Raw genomic sequence first — 15,894 nt, 5'->3', positions numbered from 1 at the left:
TCGGCCGTTATGAGCACGCGGGCCTTCATTACCGGCGTATCCGGAACGGAACTGACCGCCGTCGAGCGGGAGTTTATCCGCGACCAGCGCCCATGGGGCTTCATCCTCTTCAAGCGCAATGTCGCAACGCCAGCCCAAGTCGCTGCATTGGTTGCAGAATTGCGGACGGTGGCTGGTGTCGCCGACGCCCCCGTGCTGATCGACCAGGAAGGTGGACGGGTGCAGCGGCTGGGTCCGCCGCACTGGCCTGTCTATCCCCCGGGCGCCGTTTTCTCGACCTTGTACGACACTGATTCGGCGCTCGGGCTCACCGCGGCGCGCCTGTCCGCCCGCCTGATCGCAGCCGATCTCGCAGATCTCGGCATTACCGTGGACTGCCTGCCGCTGGCCGATGTGCCGGTGCCGGGCGCCGATGCCGTCATCGGCAACCGGGCTTACGGCACTGAGCCGGCCAAGGTCGCGGCGATCGCGCGCGCCGTCACCGAAGGGCTGGAGCAGGGCGGCGTGCTGCCGGTCCTCAAGCACATTCCCGGCCATGGCCGGGCCACCGCCGACACCCATCTCAAGCTGCCGACGGTCGATACGCCGAGGGATGAGCTGGAACAGACCGACTTTGCCGCGTTCAAGCCGCTCTCGGACCTGCCGATGGCCATGACTGCACATGTTGTGTTTAGCGCGGTCGACCCCGCCCATCCGGCGACGACATCTGCGAGAATGATTGCTGACGTGATTCGCGGCGCAATCGGGTTCCAGGGTTTGTTGATGAGTGATGACGTGTCGATGAACGCGCTGTCGGGGAATATCGCCGAGCGGACCCGCGCCATCTTCGCGGCCGGCTGCGACGTGGCCCTGCATTGCAACGGCAATATCGACGAGATGCGTGCTGTTGCCGGTCAGACGCCTCTGCTGTCGGACCGGGCGCTCGAGCGGGCTAATGCCGCGCTCGCCGCGCGCAAGGCGCCGCAGCCGCTCGACCGCACTGCCGCGCGCACTGAGCTGGACGCATTGATCGCACGGGCAAATACGGCATCCGCATGACCGCAGAAATTCTATCTTTCGAGACCGGGCGGCCCGCAGAGCTTGCCGAGGGTGAGCCGGCGTTGGTGGTGGACGTCGAGGGCTATGAGGGCCCGCTCGACCTGCTGCTCGCGCTGGCGCGACAGCAGAAGGTGGACCTCGCCAAGATCTCGATTCTGGCGCTGGCCGACCAGTATCTCCACTTCATCGAGGCCGCGCGGAAGATCCGGCTCGAGCTTGCCGCCGACTATCTCGTCATGGCGGCATGGCTCGCTTTCCTGAAGTCGCGCCTACTGCTGCCGGAGCCGCCGAGCGCGGAAGGCCCGAGCGCCGAGCAGATGGCCACCGCGCTCGCCAACCGTCTGCGCCGGCTGGAGGCCATTCGCGAGGCTGCCAATCGCCTGATGAACAGGCCGCAATTGCAGCGCGACATCTTCGCGCGCGGCGAGCCCGAGCAGATCGCCGAGATCAAGCATCCGAAATACACGGCGACGCTGTACGATTTGCTCACCGCCTATGCCTCCCAGCGCCAGTCGCGCGTGCTGGCGAGCGTGCATCTGGCCAAGCGCACCGTGTGGTCGCTCGCCGAGGCGCGCGCCACACTGGAGCGACTGGTCGGCAGCATCACCGAGCAGGACGATTGGGGCGTGCTCGACGATTTCCTGATCCGGCATGTCGCCGATCCGACGCAGCGCGCGACGGTGTTCGCCTCGAGCTTTGCCGCCGCACTGGAACTGGTGCGCGAAGGTCAGCTGGAGCTGAACCAGAAAGAGGCGTTTGCGCCCATCTATTTCCGGAAGGGGCGCCCAAAACCGGTTCCGGACGCAGCTCCTGCGCCTGATGCGCCGGTCGGTTAAGTGCAAGAAGGAGAATCTGCCATGGCAAGCCTGGCTGAAGTGCGGGTAGAAGAGGCCGAGCCGATGGAGAACGAAACCCAGGCACGTCCCGAGGAATTGCGGCTGCTGGAAGCCCTGCTGTTCGCCTCGAGTGAACCGCTGGATACCGCGACGCTGGCCAAACGCATGCCCGAGGGTGTCGATGTCAAGGCCGCGCTCGAACAGCTGCAGGCTGACTACGCCTTGCGTGGGGTCAATCTCGTCCGCGTTGCCAACAAATGGACGTTCCGCACAGCCGGCGATCTCGCCTGGCTGATGACGCGGGAGAGCACCGAGACGCGCCGCCTGTCGCGCGCTGCCATCGAGGTGCTGGCGATCATCGCCTATCACCAGCCCGTGACTCGCGCCGAGATCGAGGAGATCCGTGGCGTCGTCACCTCGAAGGGCACGCTCGATGTGCTGCTGGAGACCGGCTGGATCAAGCCGCGTGGCCGGCGCAAGACGCCCGGCCGCCCGCTGACCTTCGGAACCACCGAGGACTTCCTGTCGCAGTTCACCCTGGAACAGCTCGGCGATCTGCCGGGCCTCGAGGAGCTGAAAGGTACGGGATTGCTGGATTCGCGTCTGCCGACCGGATTCAGCGTGCCGACCCCGTCGGATGATCCGGCTCTGCGGGAGGACGAGGATCCGCTGGAACCGGGCGATGAGCTCGATCTCGCGCTCGCGCCTGCGGTCGAGCCCGAGAGCCCGCCGGAAGGCGGCGATGAGGGGGGCGGCGAGGGCGGCGCCGAGGAGTGACGCCCCGGCGAAGTACGGGTCCCCTGCGACAGTTAACACTAGCAAGATTACGTAGCGCCCACAGCGAATTGGCGCTGCCTTGGTCCTTGTTTTTGAGGCCTGCCAAGCCTAGGTTTCGGTGAAGATCGGCCGGGTCCCCGGCCATGCGCGTTTGGAGGGTTGCAGGATGGGTTCACTCAGCATTTGGCACTGGATCCTGGTGATCGCAGTGGTCCTGCTGCTGTTCGGCCGCGGCAAGATTTCGGATCTGATGGGCGACGTGGCGCAGGGCATCAAGGCGTTCAAGAAGGGCATGCAGGACGACGACAAGCCTGCCGAGAAGCCCGAGCCCGCCAAGTCGATCGAGCACAATGGTGCGCCGACCGCGGCGCGGTCCGACGTCGGCAGCAAGGCCGTCTGAGCCAGAGAGTACGCGAGACGCGGGTAGCGGCCCCGATCCTGCGCGCAAGGGATTGGGCCGATTGCGGCTTCGCGTGAACGGAAGACCTCATGTTCGACATCGGGTGGAGTGAACTGGTCCTCATCGGGGTCGTGGCCCTGATCGCCATCGGCCCGAAAGAGCTGCCGGGCGTGTTGCGCATGGTCGGGCAGTGGATGGGCAAGGCGCGCAAGATGGCCGCCGAATTCCAGGGCCAGTTCCAGGAAGCGATGCGCGAGGCCGAAATGGCCGACCTCAAGAAGAGCTTCGACGAGGTCAAGGAGGCTGCTACCGGATTCAATCCGCTGACCTCGCTGCAGAAGGACGTCAGCGACGCGCTCCGTGTCGACGCGTTGGACAAGCCGGCCGAGACATCCGCAACGACCGCTGTCGAACCGCCTGCGACTTCAAGTGAAGCGCCGGCGACGCCCATGACGCCGGAAGCGCCGACGCCTGCGACCTTCATTGAGGCCGAGGCGCATGCGGCCGCCAACGAGCCGCTCGCGATCACCCGTGAGGTCGAACAGGCGCCGGTTGCGCAGGACACCGCGCCATCCGAAACGATCAAGGACGCCAAAGCGTCATGACCGACGCCGATATCGAGGCCAGCAAAGCCCCGCTGATGGACCATCTGATCGAGCTGCGCTCGCGGCTGATCAAGGCGCTGCTCGGCTTTGGCGTGGCCTTCATCTTCTGCTTCTTCTTCGCCAAGCAGATCTACAACGTGCTGGTGTGGCCGTTTGTGTGGGTCGCGGGTCCCGAGAACTCGAAATTCATCTACACGGCGCTGCTGGAATATTTCATCACCCAGCTCAAGCTCGCCCTGTTCGGGGCCGGCTTCATCTCGTTCCCGATCGTTGCGACGCAGATCTACAAATTCGTCGCGCCCGGCCTCTACAAGCACGAGAAGCAGGCCTTCCTGCCGTATCTGGTCGCGACCCCGTTCTTCTTCGTGCTCGGCGCGGCGCTGGTCTATTTCGTCGTGCTGCCGATGCTGGTGCGCTTCTCGCTCGGCATGCAGCAGGCCGGCAGCGACGAGACCGCGCAGATCCAGCTATTGCCCAAGGTCGGCGAATATCTGTCGCTGATGATGTCGCTGATCTTCGCCTTCGGCATCGCCTTCCAGCTTCCGGTGATCCTGACTTTGCTCGGCCGGATCGGCATCGTCACCTCGAAAATGCTGCGCGAGAAGCGCCGCTATTTCATCGTCATCGCTTTCGTCATCGCGGCCGTGCTGACCCCGCCCGACGTGCTCAGCCAGTGCTCGCTCGCGATCCCCCTGCTGGCGCTCTACGAGGGCTCGATCATCGCCGTGGGGATGGTGGAGAAGAAGGCGGCAGCCGCGCAGACGACCACCGGCACCGACGTGTCGACGCCGGCCAATCCGGCGGAGTAGCGCGGCCCACGTCCTCCGCCGTCATTCCCCGCGGATGCGGCGAATCCAGTACGCCGCGACCCCTCGAGGAATCACCGCCGTCTCTGGAATACTGGATCATCCGCCTTCGCGGATGATGACAGCTGTGCTAGGACGCGCGCCAATGTAAACTGACAACATTCGACGTTGATTGTTTACGCGCCGATCCAGGACCACTGCCATGCACGACATCAAATCGATCCGCGACAATCCGCAAGTCTTCGACGCCGGCCTCGCGCGGCGCGGCCTCAAGCCGATGTCGGCTTCGCTGCTCGCGATTGACGAGAAGCGGCGCGCGGCGATCCTGGCCTCCGAGCAGGCCCAGGCGCGGCGCAACGCGGCCTCCAAGGAGATCGGTGACGCCAAGAAGGCCAAGGACGAGGCGCGCGCGGCCAAGTTGATGGCCGAGGTTGCGGAGCTCAAGACCACGATGCCTGAGCTCGAAGCTGCCGCCAAGGCCGCCGACGAAGAGCTGACAAAAGAGCTGTCGGCGATCCCGAACATTCCGTTTGACGACGTGCCCGACGGTGTCGACGAGCACGGCAACGTGCAGCACCATGTGTTCGGCAACAAGCGCAATTACAGCTTTGCGCCGAAGCTACATGACGATCTCGGCACCGCGCTCGGCTACATGGATTTCGAGGCGGCGGCAAAACTCTCCGGGGCGCGCTTCGTGGTGCTGAAGAAGGGCTTGGCACGACTCGAACGCGCAATCGGCCAGTTCATGCTCGACCTGCACACGACCGAGCATGGCTACACCGAAATCAATCCGCCGCTGCTGGTGCGCAACGAGGTGATGTTCGGCACCGGACAATTGCCGAAATTCGAGGACGATCAGTTCTGGGCGATCAAGGGCGAGCTTCTCGCTGCACCCGACCAGGAGCGCCTGAGGACCGAACGTCTCGGCCTCATTCCGACCGCGGAAGTCTCGCTCACCAACCTCGCGCGCGAATCCATCCTCGACGAGAAGCAACTGCCGATGCGTCTCACGGCGCTGACACCGTGCTTCCGCGCCGAGGCGGGCGCTGCGGGGCGCGACACCCGTGGCATGATCCGCCAGCACCAGTTCACCAAGGTCGAGCTGGTCTCGATCACGACACCCGAAACCAGCAAGGACGAGCTGGAGCGGATGCTGTCCTGCGCCGAGCAGGTGCTGCAGAAGCTCGACCTGCATTATCGGGTGATGACGCTCTGCGCGGGGGACATGGGCTTCTCGTCGCAAAAAACCTATGACATCGAAGTCTGGATGCCCGGGCAGGGCGAGGGCGGCATGTTCCGCGAGATCTCCAGCTGCTCTGTCTGCGGCGACTTCCAAGCCCGGCGCATGGATGCGCGCTCGCGCGGTCCCGACGGCAAGCCGCGCTTCGTGCACACGCTGAACGGCTCCGGCACCGCGGTCGGCCGCGCGCTGATCGCGGTGATGGAGACCTATCAGCAGGAGGACGGCTCGATCGCGGTCCCCGACGTGCTGCGGCCCTATATGGGCGGCGTGAAGGTGATCGGCCGCGACTAGGGTTGCGCGGATCGGGTGGCCGGTTATCCTGCTGCCCACCCTTCAAAGCGAACCCACCGTTCATGGCCTTGCACCGCGACATCTTCTGGGTCGGCCGACAATGGGCGGTGACGGGTGCCGGCATCCAGGCCGTGGATCAGCGCCTGCGCGGCGTGCTCGACATCGAGATCGCGCGGCTCTGGGACGACGATCTCGTGCAGGGCCGGCGGGCCAAGCCCGGTGTCAATGCGTCCGACTTCGACAAGGCGCTGACGGTGGCACGCGAACGCTTTCCGCAGCCGCCGGAGTCGAATCCGCTGGTTGCGCAACTGGAGGCGCTCGGCGTGATCGAGGCTCCAGTCGTCAGTCCGGCCATGCCGGCGATGAAGCTGCGTGCGGAGGGGCGGCTGGCGCGCTTCCTGCCGCAATGGCGCATCCGAAGGTAACAGGATTGGTCGGGAACCTGCCGCCCGGGCTCCAAGCGTCCGGTTTGCCTGATCGGCCGGAGCCGGATAAGACGGCTTAGACCCCGCTTTTCTGGAATCGACCCTTCGCATGCGCATTCTCTGCACCAACGACGACGGCATTCACGCCCCCGGCCTCAAGGTCGTGGAGGAGATCGCGCGCGCCTTGTCCGACGACGTCTGGGTGGTCGCACCCGAGCTCGATCAGTCCGGCGTGTCGCATTCGCTGTCGCTGAACGATCCCTTGCGCCTGCGCGAAGTCGGGCCACGGCACTTTGCCGTGCGGGGCACGCCGACCGACTGCGTCATAATGGGCGCGCGCCATATCCTGGGGCCCAAGCTGCCCGACGTCGTGCTGTCCGGGGTCAACAAGGGCCGCAACGTCGCCGAGGACGTGGTCTATTCCGGCACGATCGCCGGCGCCTTGGAAGGCACTATCTTGGGGTTGCCGTCGTTCGCGCTGTCGCAGGAGTTCAGCGTCGAGACCCGCGAGCGCCCGCCGTGGGACACCGCGCGCAAATTCGGGCCAGACATTCTGCGCAAGGTGATTGCTGCGGGCATCCCGAAGGACACCGTCATCAACGTCAACTTCCCGTCCTGCGCGCCGGAGGATGTGCTGGGCATCCGCGTCACGCGCCAGGGCAAGCGCAATCTGGGCTTCCTCAGGATCGACGAGCGCAAGGACGGCCGGGGCAACCCCTATTTCTGGATCGGCTTCGAGCGCGCTGCGATGATGGATACGCCGGCCGATGGCACGGATCTGGCGGCGCTTCGCGAGCGCTATGTCTCGGTGACGCCGCTTCGGCTCGACCGGACCAACGAAGCCTTTTCGGAAGAGCTGAGCGCGACCCTGAAATAGCGGCCTGCGATGGTCCTGTAGCCCGGATGGAGCGCAGCGAAATCCGTGCTACGGAAATCTCCTAGCTGCCGCGGAGCGCGGCTTCGATGGTCTTGCCGAGCGCGTCGAGCTGAAAAGGCTTCTGGAGCGCCGGCCGGTCGCGGTACTGCTCGGGCAGGCCGGAGGAGCCGTAGCCGGTGGCGAAGATGAACGGGCAGCCTTTCGCCTTGATCACGTCGGCGACCGGCGAGATGACCTTGCCGTTGACGTTGACGTCGAGAATGGCGATGTCGAATTCGGTCGCCTGGGCGAGCCGCATGGCCTCGGTAATGTCGCCCGCCTCGGCCGCGACCTTGTAGCCGAGCTCTTCGAGCATGTCCGCGACCATCATCCTGATCATCACCTCGTCCTCGACGAGGAATACAGAGCGGCCGGAAAGCCCTGTCGCGGTCATAGTTGAGTCCTTGCCCATCGCCAAAAACGTTCGCAGATAACACGAATCGACGCAATGCGCGTTTCGACGAACGGATGTCTGAAAATGGTCATCGCGGCTCGCCCGCGGCAAGCCAATCTGTGGTCAAATGCTCCGCTCGAAGGCTATCATGAGTTCCTGAGCAGGAACAGATTCTCGCGCCCGGGCTTGACGCCCAGCGGGCCCGGGCAAGACAGCACAAGTAGGCAATGACCTCCCATCAGCACCCGCCGGAAAAGATGATGTTTCAGCTCACGCTGAGGCGTCGGGGCATCAGCGATCAGGCGGTGCTGCGAACCATGGAGGAGGTGCCGCGCGAGCTTTTCGTCGACGAGGCCGATCGCGAGGGCGCCTACTGCGACAGTGCGCTGCCGATTGCCTGTGGGCAGACCATCAGCCAGCCCTTCGTCGTGGCCTACATGACCGAGCAGCTTCATCTCCGGAAGCAGCACCGCGTGCTCGAGATCGGGACCGGTTCCGGCTATCAGGCGGCCGTGCTGTCGCGGCTCGCTGGCCAGGTCCTGACGGTCGAGCGCTATCGCAAGCTTGCGGACACGGCACGCGCCAGGCTCGAACAGCTCGGCTGTCACAATGTCGAGGTGATGCTGGGTGACGGCCTCAACCTGCCGCCCAATATCGGCCCGTTCGACCGCATCATCGTCACAGCCGCGATGGAGCAGATTCCGGACAATTTGGTCGAGCGGCTTGAGGTTGGCGGCATCCTGATCGCACCGGTCGGCCCGCACCAGGGCGTGCAGACGCTGATCCGCCTGACCCGCAGCGAAGCCGGGATCGAACGCAAGGAACTCGTCGAGGTCCGCTTCGTGCCGGCACTGCCCGGAGTGGCGCGCGAGCTGTAGATTCCCGGATTGGCTGTGCCGCCAACATCTTATTGGGAGGGTTAAGCCGTTATTTACTCGGCGCGTGTTTACTTAAAACACCAGTTCAGTTGCGTACGAGTGAGTAACCATGTCCGCTGTCGCCGAGTTGCTTTACTCGCGCCGCGTGCCGCAGGTCGCGGTGCTGGCGCTGATCTCCTTCAGCTTCGCAGGGTGCAGCGCCGACATGTCGTCGCGGCTGTCCCAGTCGAACTTCTCCAATCCCTTTTCGTCCGAGGCGACCGGTTCGGTGCAGCAGGCCCCGCCGCCGCAGCGTGAGCTGCCGCAATATGCGCGGCCGCAGACGCAGCCCGGTTATTATCAGTCGCAGCCGCTGCCGCCGCCGGCGGTGTCCGCACCGCAATCCTATCCCGCCGCTTCGGGTGGCGGCGTGTCCGGTGGTGGACGCGGCGTCGGCTCCTACGTACCCCCGGCGCAGCCGCATCTGGAGACCACGGCCACCGTGCCGCCGCGCTCCGTTGCCGCCGCCCAGCCAGCCGGCGGGACCAAGATCATCGTCGGCACCAGCGACACGCTCGACGTGCTCGCCAAGCGCTATCACGTCACGCCGCAGGCGATCCTCGCCGCCAACGGCTACAAGGGGCCGCGCGCACTCTCGCCCGGCCAGCAGCTGATCATTCCGCATCCGGCCACGGCCGCCGCACCCGCGCCGGCGGTGACTCCGGTCGCGGCAGCTCCCGCTGCGAAGCCGGTTGCGGCCATCGCTGCGCCGCCGAGCACCCACTACGTCAATCATGGCGACACGCTCGCCAGCATCGCCCGCAAGAACCATATTTCTGCGGCCGAGCTGGCCCGCGCCAACGGCCTCGATCCGTCGGCCAAGCTCAAGCTCGGCGCCAAGCTGACGGTGCCGGGGGCAAAGACCGCCGCCGTCGGAGCTCCGGTCGCTGCAGCGCCGGTCGGGGTCGCTCCCGTCGCCGGGACCCTGCAGCCCGTCGCCGCTGCTCCGGCGCCCGCAACGAAGATGGCCGCCGCTGCGCCCGTGCAGAGCGCACGCCTGGCGCAGGCCACGGCCAATGTCGAAGAGAAGCCCGCCGAAGTTCCGGCCAAGGCTGCGGAGACCACCAGTGCGCTGCCGACCTTCCGCTGGCCGGTGCGCGGCAAGGTGGTCACGAGCTACGGCGCCAAGACCAACGGCAAGTCCAATGACGGCATCAATCTCGCGGTGCCCGAGGGCACGCCGGTCAAGGCAGCCGAGGACGGCGTCGTCGCCTATTCCGGCAACGAGCTGAAAGGTTACGGCAATCTGGTCCTGGTTCGGCACTCCAACGGCTACGTCACCGCATATGCCCATGCGAGTGAGCTGCTGGTGAAGCGCGGCGATACCATCAAGCGCGGCCAGGTCATTGCCAAGTCGGGTCAATCCGGGGAAGTGGCGTCGCCGCAGCTCCACTTCGAGATCCGCAAGGGATCGAGCCCGGTTGACCCGCTTCAATTCCTGAACGGGGCGTGAGGCGCCGTCAGGCTCTCACATACCAACGGTGTCATCGCCCGCCTTGTGCGCACTTGCACACTGGAGCGGGCGATCCAGTATTCCAGAGACAGTTGTTGTTGAGCCGATAGGCCGCGGCGTACTGGATTCTTTCGCGGGGAATGACAGTTGTGGGTTGAGTTAGAGCCAACCCTACTTCGCCGTCAGCTTCACGCTGAGCCGTCCGGCCAGCTCCTGCACGAACTGCCAGGCGACGCGGCCCGAGCGTGAGCCGCGCGTCGTCGACCATTCCAGCGCCTCGCGCTCCAGCGTCTCGTCATCGATCTTGATGCCGAAATGGCTGCAATAGCCGCGCACCATGGCGAGGTATTCGTCTTGGCTGCAACGATGGAAGCCGAGCCAGAGGCCGAAGCGATCCGACAGCGAAACTTTTTCCTCGACGGCTTCGCCGGGATTGATCGCGGTCGAGCGCTCATTCTCGATCATGTCGCGCGCCAGCAAATGACGGCGGTTCGAGGTGGCGTAGAGGATGACGTTTTCGGGCCGGCCCTCGATGCCGCCTTCGAGCACCGCCTTGAGCGACTTGTACGACGCGTCATTGCCGTCGAAGGAGAGGTCATCGATGAACACGATGAAGCGGAAGCTGGCGTCGCGGAGCTTCTCCATCAGCATCGGTAGTGTTTCGATGTCCTCACGATGGATCTCGATCAGTTTCAGCTTCTCGGCCGGTTTGCGGTCCGCATTGATGCTGGCATGCGCGGCTTTCACCAGCGACGACTTGCCCATGCCGCGGGCGCCCCAGAGCAGGGCGTTGTTGGCGGGCAGGCCATTGGCGAAACGCTCGGTATTCTCCATCAGAATGTCGCGCATCCGGTCGACGCCCTTCAGCAGGAACAGCTCGACGCGGCTGACTCGCGGCACCGCCGCAAGGCGGCCGTCGGGATGCCAGACATAGGCGTCCGCTCGCTCGAACGACTCAGCGGCAACGATCGGCTTGCCCTGGGCGGCGAGGGGCGCCGCAATGGTCTCGAGCGCGCGGACGATGCGCTCCTGGGAGAGGTCCGCGACGGCCTCGAGGGACGCCTTGGCGGCCCCCTTGGAAGTCCCCTTGGAAGTCCCCTTGGAAGTCCCCTTGGGGCGTTTTGCCGCGACGCGGGCGGGCATTCGGGCAGGGGTGCGGGGGCCTTTGCCGGCCGGGCTTTTGCTGAGGTTTTTGGGCATGTCCGAAGTTCCTGAGAACGCAGCCTTATCGGGCCTGAGGAGCCGCCGCAAGGTGGCTAAATGAGCGGTCTGGCAGCGTTGCAATTAGGGCAATGGCCGCTATAGTCCGCGCGAATTTGACCGAACCGGTCGCCTTTAAGGGCCTGACCGGCTTTCCCCCGTTCTCACGAGGATCGTCCGAATGCTGATTACCCCTGCGTATGCCCAGGCCGCGGGCGCCGGTGACACCAACAGCATGTTGATGTCGCTGCTGCCGTTCGCCCTGATCTTCGTGATCATGTACTTCCTGATTCTGCGCCCGCAGCAGAAGAAGGTCCGCGACCACGCCGACCTCGTGAAGAACATCCGCCGCGGCGACACGGTCGTGACCTCGGGCGGCCTCGTTGGCAAGGTCACCAAGGTCGTCGACGACGACCAGATCGAGTTCGAGATTTCCGACGGCGTGCGGGTGCGGCAGATGCGCCAGATGATCTCCGGCGTGCGCGCCAAGGGCGAGCCGGCCAAGGAATCCAAGGATAGCAAGGAAGCTGCCAAGGACGACGCCGCGTCGAAGTGAGCGCGTCCGCGAGCATTTCAAGTCTCCTGATCTGACAGGTCCAGTCGATGTTGTATTTCACGCGGTGGAAGGCGCTCGGGATCATCCTGACGGCGCTGATCGTGTGCCTCTGCGCGGTCCCGAACTTCTTCCCCGAGGCCCAGGTCAAGACCTGGCCCGCCTGGGCGCAGCGTCGGCTCGTGCTCGGGCTCGACCTGCAGGGCGGCTCCTATCTGCTGCTCGAGGTCGATTCCAACTACGTGAAGAAGGAGCGGCTCGACCAGGTCCGTGACGACGTTCGCCGCACCCTGCGCGATGCCAAGATCGGCTTCACCGGCGGTGTGGTCGTGCGCAACGACGCGGCCGAAGTGCGCATCACCAAGGAAAGTGACGTTCAGGCTGCGCTCGCCAAGCTGCGCGAATTGTCCCAGCCGCTGGGCGGCCTGATGGGATCCAGTGGCCAGCGCGACCTCGAGGTCAGCGATGCCGGCGGCGGGGGGATTCGCCTGAGCGTCCCGCAGGCCGCGATGCTCGATCGCCTGCGCAAGACCATCGAGCAGTCGATTCAGATCGTCGAACGCCGCGTCAACGAGCTCGGCACCGTCGAACCCGTGATCCAGCGCCAGGGCAATGACCGCATCCTGGTGCAGGTCCCCGGCCTTCAGGACCCGACCCGCCTGAAGGAGCTGCTGGGCAGGACCGCGAAGATGGAATTCCGCATGGTCGACACGTCAGTGCCGCCGGATCAGGCGCAAGCGGGCAGGTTGCCGCCGGAATCCGAGCTGCTGATGAGCGCCTCGCCGCCGCCCACGCCCTATGTGGTCAAGAAGCAGGTGCTGGTCGCCGGCGGCGATTTGACCGATGCCCAGGCGAGCTTCGACCAGCGCACCGGTGAGCCGGTCGTCAGCTTCAAGTTCAACACCTCGGGCGCGCGCAAATTCTCGCAGGCCACGCAGGAGAACGTGGGGCTGCCGTTCGCGATCGTGCTCGACAACAAGGTGATCTCGGCGCCGGTCATCCGCGAGCCCATCACCGGTGGCCAGGGCCAGATCTCCGGCAGCTTCACCGTGCAATCGGCCAACGATCTTGCGATTCTCCTGCGCGCCGGCGCGTTGCCGGCACCACTCACGGTGGTCGAGGAACGCACCGTCGGTCCGGGCCTCGGCCAGGATTCGATCGAGAAGGGCGAGCTGGCGGCTTACGTCGGCTCGATCCTGGTCGTCGTCTTCATGCTGCTGACCTACCGGCTGTTCGGCGTGTTCGCCAACATCGCGGTGGTCATCAACGTCGCAATGATCTTCGGCCTGTTGTCGTTGCTCAACGCCACGCTGACGCTGCCCGGCATCGCCGGCATCGTGCTCACCGTCGGCATCGCGGTGGATTCCAACGTGCTGATCTACGAGCGCATCCGTGAGGAGCTGCGCGGCGGCCGCAACGCGATTTCGGCGATCGACGCCGGCTTCAAGCGGGCGCTGGCGACCATCCTCGATTCCAACATCACCACCTTCATTGCCGCTGCGGTGCTGTTCTATATCGGCACCGGCCCGGTGCGCGGCTTCGCCGTGACGCTCGGCATCGGCATCATCACCACGGTGTTCACCGCCTTCACCATGACGCGGCTGATCGTCGCCGGCTGGGTACGGTGGAAGCGGCCGCAGAGCGTGCCGATCTAGGAGCCTGATCGTGACTCAGACCGTTCTCATCGGGCTCGGCGTTCTCATCGCCATTCTCACCGTGGTCGCCGCCCTCGGCCTGCTGCCGTCGCTGCGTATCGTCCCGGACAACACGCATTTCGACTTCACGCGATTCCGCCGCATCAGCTTCCCGATCTCGGCGGCGCTCTCGATCGTCGCCATCACGCTGTTCTTCACCCACGGGCTGAACCTCGGCATCGACTTCAAGGGCGGCACGCTGCTCGAGGTGAAGGCCAGGTCCGGCACCGCTGATATCGCCGCGATGCGCACCTCGCTCGACGCGCTGGGCCTCGGCGAAGTCCAGCTGCAGCAGTTCGGCGGCCCCGAGAACGTCCTGATCCGTGTTGCGGAACAGCCGGGCGGCGATGCCGCACAGCAGGCAGCTCTGCAGAAGCTTCGTGGCGCGCTCGGCGACAGCGTCGACATTCAACGCACCGAGGTGCTCGGCCCGCGCGTCGCCGGCGAGCTCTTGGCCTACGGCATGCTCGGCCTGATGCTCGCGATCGTCTCGATCCTGATCTATCTCTGGTTCCGGTTCGAATGGCAGTTCGCGCTCGGCGCCATGATCGCCAACGTGCACGACATCGTGCTGACGATCGGCTTCATGTCGATCAGCCAGGTCGATTTCGACCTCACCAGCATCGCCGCGCTCCTGACCATTCTCGGCTATTCGCTCAACGACACCGTCGTCATCTACGACCGTATCCGTGAAATGCTGCGTCGCTACAAGAAGATGCCGATGCCGCAGCTGCTCAACGAGTCCATCAACTCGACGCTGTCGCGCTCGATCATCACCCACTTCACGGTGACGCTGGCGCTGCTGGCGCTGCTGCTGTTCGGCGGTCATGCCATCCACAGCTTCACCGCGGTGATGATGTTCGGCGTGGTGCTGGTCGGCACCTACACGTCGATCTTCATCGCGGCCCCGATCCTGATCTATCTCGGCGTCGGCGAGCATCGCGAAGATGCGAAGGACGAGGCTACGCCGGCGAAGAAAAACAAGGCATGATCCGAACCGCTTGCCCTCGCGCGAGTTGGCGAGGGCAGTAAGCTCATTCGGACGAAACTGATGGCCGGCGATCCCAACGCACCGCATTTTCCGCGCTCGGCGCCGATCGAGGCCTATGGCAAGGGCGGCTTTGCCTTTGCCGGCATGTCGCATCGGGGATCGCTGCTGTGCCTGCCCGATGCGATCTGGGCCTGGGACGTGACGGACCCGGCCAAGATCGACCGCTATTCGCTGGATCGGGTGTTCGCAGCCGCCAACGGCATCGACACGCTCCTGATCGGCACCGGAACCGGGCTCTGGCTGCCGCCGCCGGAGCTGCGCCAGGCGCTCAAGGCAGTGAGGGTGGTGCTGGACACGATGCAGACCGGCCCGGCCGTGCGCACCTATAACATCATGATCGGCGAACGGCGGCGGGTCGCGGCGGCGCTGATCGCGGTGCCATGAGCCTATGAGCAGCGCCGCGCCGCCGCCCGATTCAGTCGCCTTTTGCGCCGATCTCGTGCGCAGCCACGATTTTCCGCGTTATGCCGCGACGCTGTTCGCACCTGCCGCTGAGCGCCGCGCGCTGCTGGCGCTCTATGCCTTCAACGTCGAGATCGTCCGCGTCCGCGACCAGGTCAGCCAGCCCTTGCCCGGCGAGATCCGGTTTCAATGGTGGACCGATCTGTTCTCGGGCCTCGTCCACGGCAGTGCCGAGGGCAATCCGGTCGCGGCCGAGCTGCTGCGCGCGATCCGCGATTTCGATCTGCCGGTGGAGCCGTTCTCGCTGCTCATCGACGAGCACCAGTTCGACCTCTACAACGATCCGATGCCGACCATGGCGGCGCTGGAGGGCTATCTGGCCGCGACCTCATCGGCATTGTTCGGTCTGGCCGCGCAGGTCCTGGCGCCGCCGTCGGAAGCGGTCGAACATCTCGCCCGTCATGCCGGGCTGGCGCAGGGCATCGTGCAAATCATCACGAACCTGCCGCGCGATGCGTCGCACCGGCAGCTATTCTTGCCGCAGCAGGTGCTGGCGAGCCATGGCTGCCAGATGGAGGACGTGTTCGCCGGCAAGGAGACGTCGAACCTGCGGGCCGTGCTGGCGGAGCTCGCCGGCGAGGCGCAGCAGCATTTGACTACGGCCTTGTCGCTGCTGGCGGATGTGCCGGCGGCGGTGCGTCCGGCGTTTCTGCCGCTGAGCCAGGTCAGGGCCGATCTCAAGCGCCTGTCGCAAGCCGGCCGCAATCCGTTTGCGCTGCAGCCTTCGTCACGGCTGCGTACGCTGTGGACCCTCTGGCGGGCTTCACGTTCCCGGGAATTTACCAAATAGCGGTTGGCTTATCGCCCGAGCCGGGCAAATGCTCTATGCTGTC

The 15,894-nt window shown here is 65.3% G+C and carries 18 protein-coding genes; 16 read left to right on the top strand and 2 right to left on the bottom strand.

Annotated elements, in window-relative coordinates; translation table 11 throughout:
• Positions 1 to 9 precede the first annotated feature (9 nt).
• From nagZ to surE, 9 genes are all read left to right on the top strand, one after another.
• Complete coding sequence (gene nagZ, locus X268_RS16295; protein ID WP_128925886.1) at positions 10 to 1,038, top strand: beta-N-acetylhexosaminidase; 1,029 nt, start codon at positions 10 to 12, stop codon at positions 1,036 to 1,038.
• Positions 1,035 to 1,874, top strand: coding sequence for a segregation and condensation protein A (locus X268_RS16290; RefSeq protein WP_128925885.1), 840 nt, complete (start codon positions 1,035 to 1,037; stop codon positions 1,872 to 1,874). Before nagZ ends, X268_RS16290 begins: the two co-directional genes overlap by 4 nt.
• 21 nt (positions 1,875 to 1,895) lie before the next feature.
• Entirely contained in the window at positions 1,896 to 2,651 is a 756-nt protein-coding gene (gene scpB / locus X268_RS16285; protein WP_164937764.1) for an SMC-Scp complex subunit ScpB, read from the top strand.
• Between the two features lie 166 nt (positions 2,652 to 2,817).
• The gene (locus tag X268_RS16280) at positions 2,818 to 3,051 is read left to right on the top strand and encodes a twin-arginine translocase TatA/TatE family subunit (protein WP_018317874.1); all 234 of its coding nucleotides are present in this window, start codon (positions 2,818 to 2,820) and stop codon (positions 3,049 to 3,051) included.
• Between the two features lie 89 nt (positions 3,052 to 3,140).
• A complete protein-coding gene (gene tatB / locus X268_RS16275; protein WP_128925883.1) occupies positions 3,141 to 3,656 on the top strand; it encodes a Sec-independent protein translocase protein TatB in 516 nt (171 codons plus the stop codon).
• Positions 3,653 to 4,465 (top strand): twin-arginine translocase subunit TatC, encoded by an 813-nt coding sequence (gene tatC / locus X268_RS16270; RefSeq protein WP_128925882.1) that lies wholly within the window; start codon positions 3,653 to 3,655, stop codon positions 4,463 to 4,465. The genes tatB and tatC overlap by 4 nt, the downstream gene beginning before the upstream one ends.
• Positions 4,466 to 4,664: 199 nt before the next feature.
• On the top strand, positions 4,665 to 5,996 hold the full coding sequence (gene serS, locus X268_RS16265) for a serine--tRNA ligase (RefSeq protein WP_128925881.1): 1,332 nt from the start codon (positions 4,665 to 4,667) through the stop codon (positions 5,994 to 5,996).
• Positions 5,997 to 6,058: 62 nt separating this feature from the next.
• Positions 6,059 to 6,421, top strand: a complete 363-nt coding sequence (locus tag X268_RS16260) for a hypothetical protein (protein ID WP_128925880.1) — start codon at positions 6,059 to 6,061, stop codon at positions 6,419 to 6,421.
• Between the two features lie 109 nt (positions 6,422 to 6,530).
• Positions 6,531 to 7,298 carry a 5'/3'-nucleotidase SurE gene (gene surE / locus X268_RS16255; RefSeq protein ID WP_128925879.1) on the top strand — a complete coding sequence of 256 codons (768 nt, stop codon included), beginning with the start codon at positions 6,531 to 6,533 and terminating at the stop codon, positions 7,296 to 7,298.
• A gap of 61 nt (positions 7,299 to 7,359) precedes the next feature.
• Here surE and X268_RS16250 read toward each other — a convergent pair whose 3' ends face one another.
• Positions 7,360 to 7,731: a response regulator gene (locus X268_RS16250; RefSeq protein ID WP_128925878.1), complete on the bottom strand. Its 372-nt coding sequence runs from the start codon at positions 7,729 to 7,731 to the stop codon at positions 7,360 to 7,362.
• Positions 7,732 to 7,958: 227 nt separating this feature from the next.
• On the opposite strand from X268_RS16250, the gene X268_RS16245 reads away from it, so the two are divergent.
• The gene (locus tag X268_RS16245) at positions 7,959 to 8,609 is read left to right on the top strand and encodes a protein-L-isoaspartate(D-aspartate) O-methyltransferase (RefSeq protein ID WP_128925877.1); all 651 of its coding nucleotides are present in this window, start codon (positions 7,959 to 7,961) and stop codon (positions 8,607 to 8,609) included.
• Positions 8,610 to 8,718: 109 nt separating this feature from the next.
• A complete protein-coding gene (locus X268_RS16240; RefSeq protein ID WP_128925876.1) occupies positions 8,719 to 10,101 on the top strand; it encodes a LysM peptidoglycan-binding domain-containing M23 family metallopeptidase in 1,383 nt (460 codons plus the stop codon).
• 171 nt (positions 10,102 to 10,272) lie between these two features.
• Here the strand turns inward: X268_RS16240 and X268_RS16235 are convergent, their stop codons facing one another.
• On the bottom strand, positions 10,273 to 11,301 hold the full coding sequence (locus X268_RS16235; RefSeq protein ID WP_128925875.1) for an ATP-binding protein: 1,029 nt from the start codon (positions 11,299 to 11,301) through the stop codon (positions 10,273 to 10,275).
• 181 nt (positions 11,302 to 11,482) lie between these two features.
• Between X268_RS16235 and yajC the strand changes: the two genes are divergently transcribed.
• The 5 genes from yajC to X268_RS16210 are packed head-to-tail and all read left to right on the top strand — an operon-like array spanning position 11,483 to position 15,851.
• Positions 11,483 to 11,857: a preprotein translocase subunit YajC gene (gene yajC, locus X268_RS16230; RefSeq protein ID WP_014495068.1), complete on the top strand. Its 375-nt coding sequence runs from the start codon at positions 11,483 to 11,485 to the stop codon at positions 11,855 to 11,857.
• Positions 11,858 to 11,904: 47 nt separating this feature from the next.
• A complete protein-coding gene (gene secD, locus X268_RS16225) occupies positions 11,905 to 13,509 on the top strand; it encodes a protein translocase subunit SecD (RefSeq protein ID WP_128925874.1) in 1,605 nt (534 codons plus the stop codon).
• A gap of 10 nt (positions 13,510 to 13,519) precedes the next feature.
• A complete protein-coding gene (gene secF, locus X268_RS16220; protein ID WP_128925873.1) occupies positions 13,520 to 14,539 on the top strand; it encodes a protein translocase subunit SecF in 1,020 nt (339 codons plus the stop codon).
• 60 nt (positions 14,540 to 14,599) lie between these two features.
• Complete coding sequence (locus X268_RS16215) at positions 14,600 to 14,983, top strand: Mth938-like domain-containing protein (RefSeq protein ID WP_027559316.1); 384 nt, start codon at positions 14,600 to 14,602, stop codon at positions 14,981 to 14,983.
• A 4-nt stretch (positions 14,984 to 14,987) separates the two neighbouring features.
• Entirely contained in the window at positions 14,988 to 15,851 is an 864-nt protein-coding gene (locus X268_RS16210) for a phytoene/squalene synthase family protein (protein ID WP_128925872.1), read from the top strand.
• The last annotated feature ends 43 nt before the right edge of the window (positions 15,852 to 15,894 follow it).

This window comes from Bradyrhizobium guangxiense (genome assembly GCF_004114915.1).
GTDB classification, from domain to species: Bacteria; Pseudomonadota; Alphaproteobacteria; order Rhizobiales; family Xanthobacteraceae; genus Bradyrhizobium; species Bradyrhizobium guangxiense.
The sequence above is the reverse complement of the archived record's forward strand: the minus strand, read 5'-3'. Positions and strand labels throughout refer to the sequence as shown.

Excerpts from the sequence above, each read along its gene's own strand:
- nagZ (WP_128925886.1), top strand. The coding sequence starts at position 10 with ATGAGCACGCGGGCCTTCATTACCGGCGTATCCGGAACGGAACTGACC.
- X268_RS16290 (WP_128925885.1), top strand. The coding sequence starts at position 1,035 with ATGACCGCAGAAATTCTATCTTTCGAGACCGGGCGGCCCGCAGAGCTT.
- scpB (WP_164937764.1), top strand. The coding sequence starts at position 1,896 with ATGGCAAGCCTGGCTGAAGTGCGGGTAGAAGAGGCCGAGCCGATGGAG.
- X268_RS16280 (WP_018317874.1), top strand. The coding sequence starts at position 2,818 with ATGGGTTCACTCAGCATTTGGCACTGGATCCTGGTGATCGCAGTGGTC.
- tatB (WP_128925883.1), top strand. The coding sequence starts at position 3,141 with ATGTTCGACATCGGGTGGAGTGAACTGGTCCTCATCGGGGTCGTGGCC.
- tatC (WP_128925882.1), top strand. The coding sequence starts at position 3,653 with ATGACCGACGCCGATATCGAGGCCAGCAAAGCCCCGCTGATGGACCAT.
- serS (WP_128925881.1), top strand. The coding sequence starts at position 4,665 with ATGCACGACATCAAATCGATCCGCGACAATCCGCAAGTCTTCGACGCC.
- X268_RS16260 (WP_128925880.1), top strand. The coding sequence starts at position 6,059 with ATGGCCTTGCACCGCGACATCTTCTGGGTCGGCCGACAATGGGCGGTG.
- surE (WP_128925879.1), top strand. The coding sequence starts at position 6,531 with ATGCGCATTCTCTGCACCAACGACGACGGCATTCACGCCCCCGGCCTC.
- X268_RS16250 (WP_128925878.1), bottom strand. The coding sequence starts at position 7,731 with ATGACCGCGACAGGGCTTTCCGGCCGCTCTGTATTCCTCGTCGAGGAC.
- X268_RS16245 (WP_128925877.1), top strand. The coding sequence starts at position 7,959 with ATGACCTCCCATCAGCACCCGCCGGAAAAGATGATGTTTCAGCTCACG.
- X268_RS16240 (WP_128925876.1), top strand. The coding sequence starts at position 8,719 with ATGTCCGCTGTCGCCGAGTTGCTTTACTCGCGCCGCGTGCCGCAGGTC.
- X268_RS16235 (WP_128925875.1), bottom strand. The coding sequence starts at position 11,301 with ATGCCCAAAAACCTCAGCAAAAGCCCGGCCGGCAAAGGCCCCCGCACC.
- yajC (WP_014495068.1), top strand. The coding sequence starts at position 11,483 with ATGCTGATTACCCCTGCGTATGCCCAGGCCGCGGGCGCCGGTGACACC.
- secD (WP_128925874.1), top strand. The coding sequence starts at position 11,905 with ATGTTGTATTTCACGCGGTGGAAGGCGCTCGGGATCATCCTGACGGCG.
- X268_RS16215 (WP_027559316.1), top strand. The coding sequence starts at position 14,600 with ATGGCCGGCGATCCCAACGCACCGCATTTTCCGCGCTCGGCGCCGATC.
- X268_RS16210 (WP_128925872.1), top strand. The coding sequence starts at position 14,988 with ATGAGCAGCGCCGCGCCGCCGCCCGATTCAGTCGCCTTTTGCGCCGAT.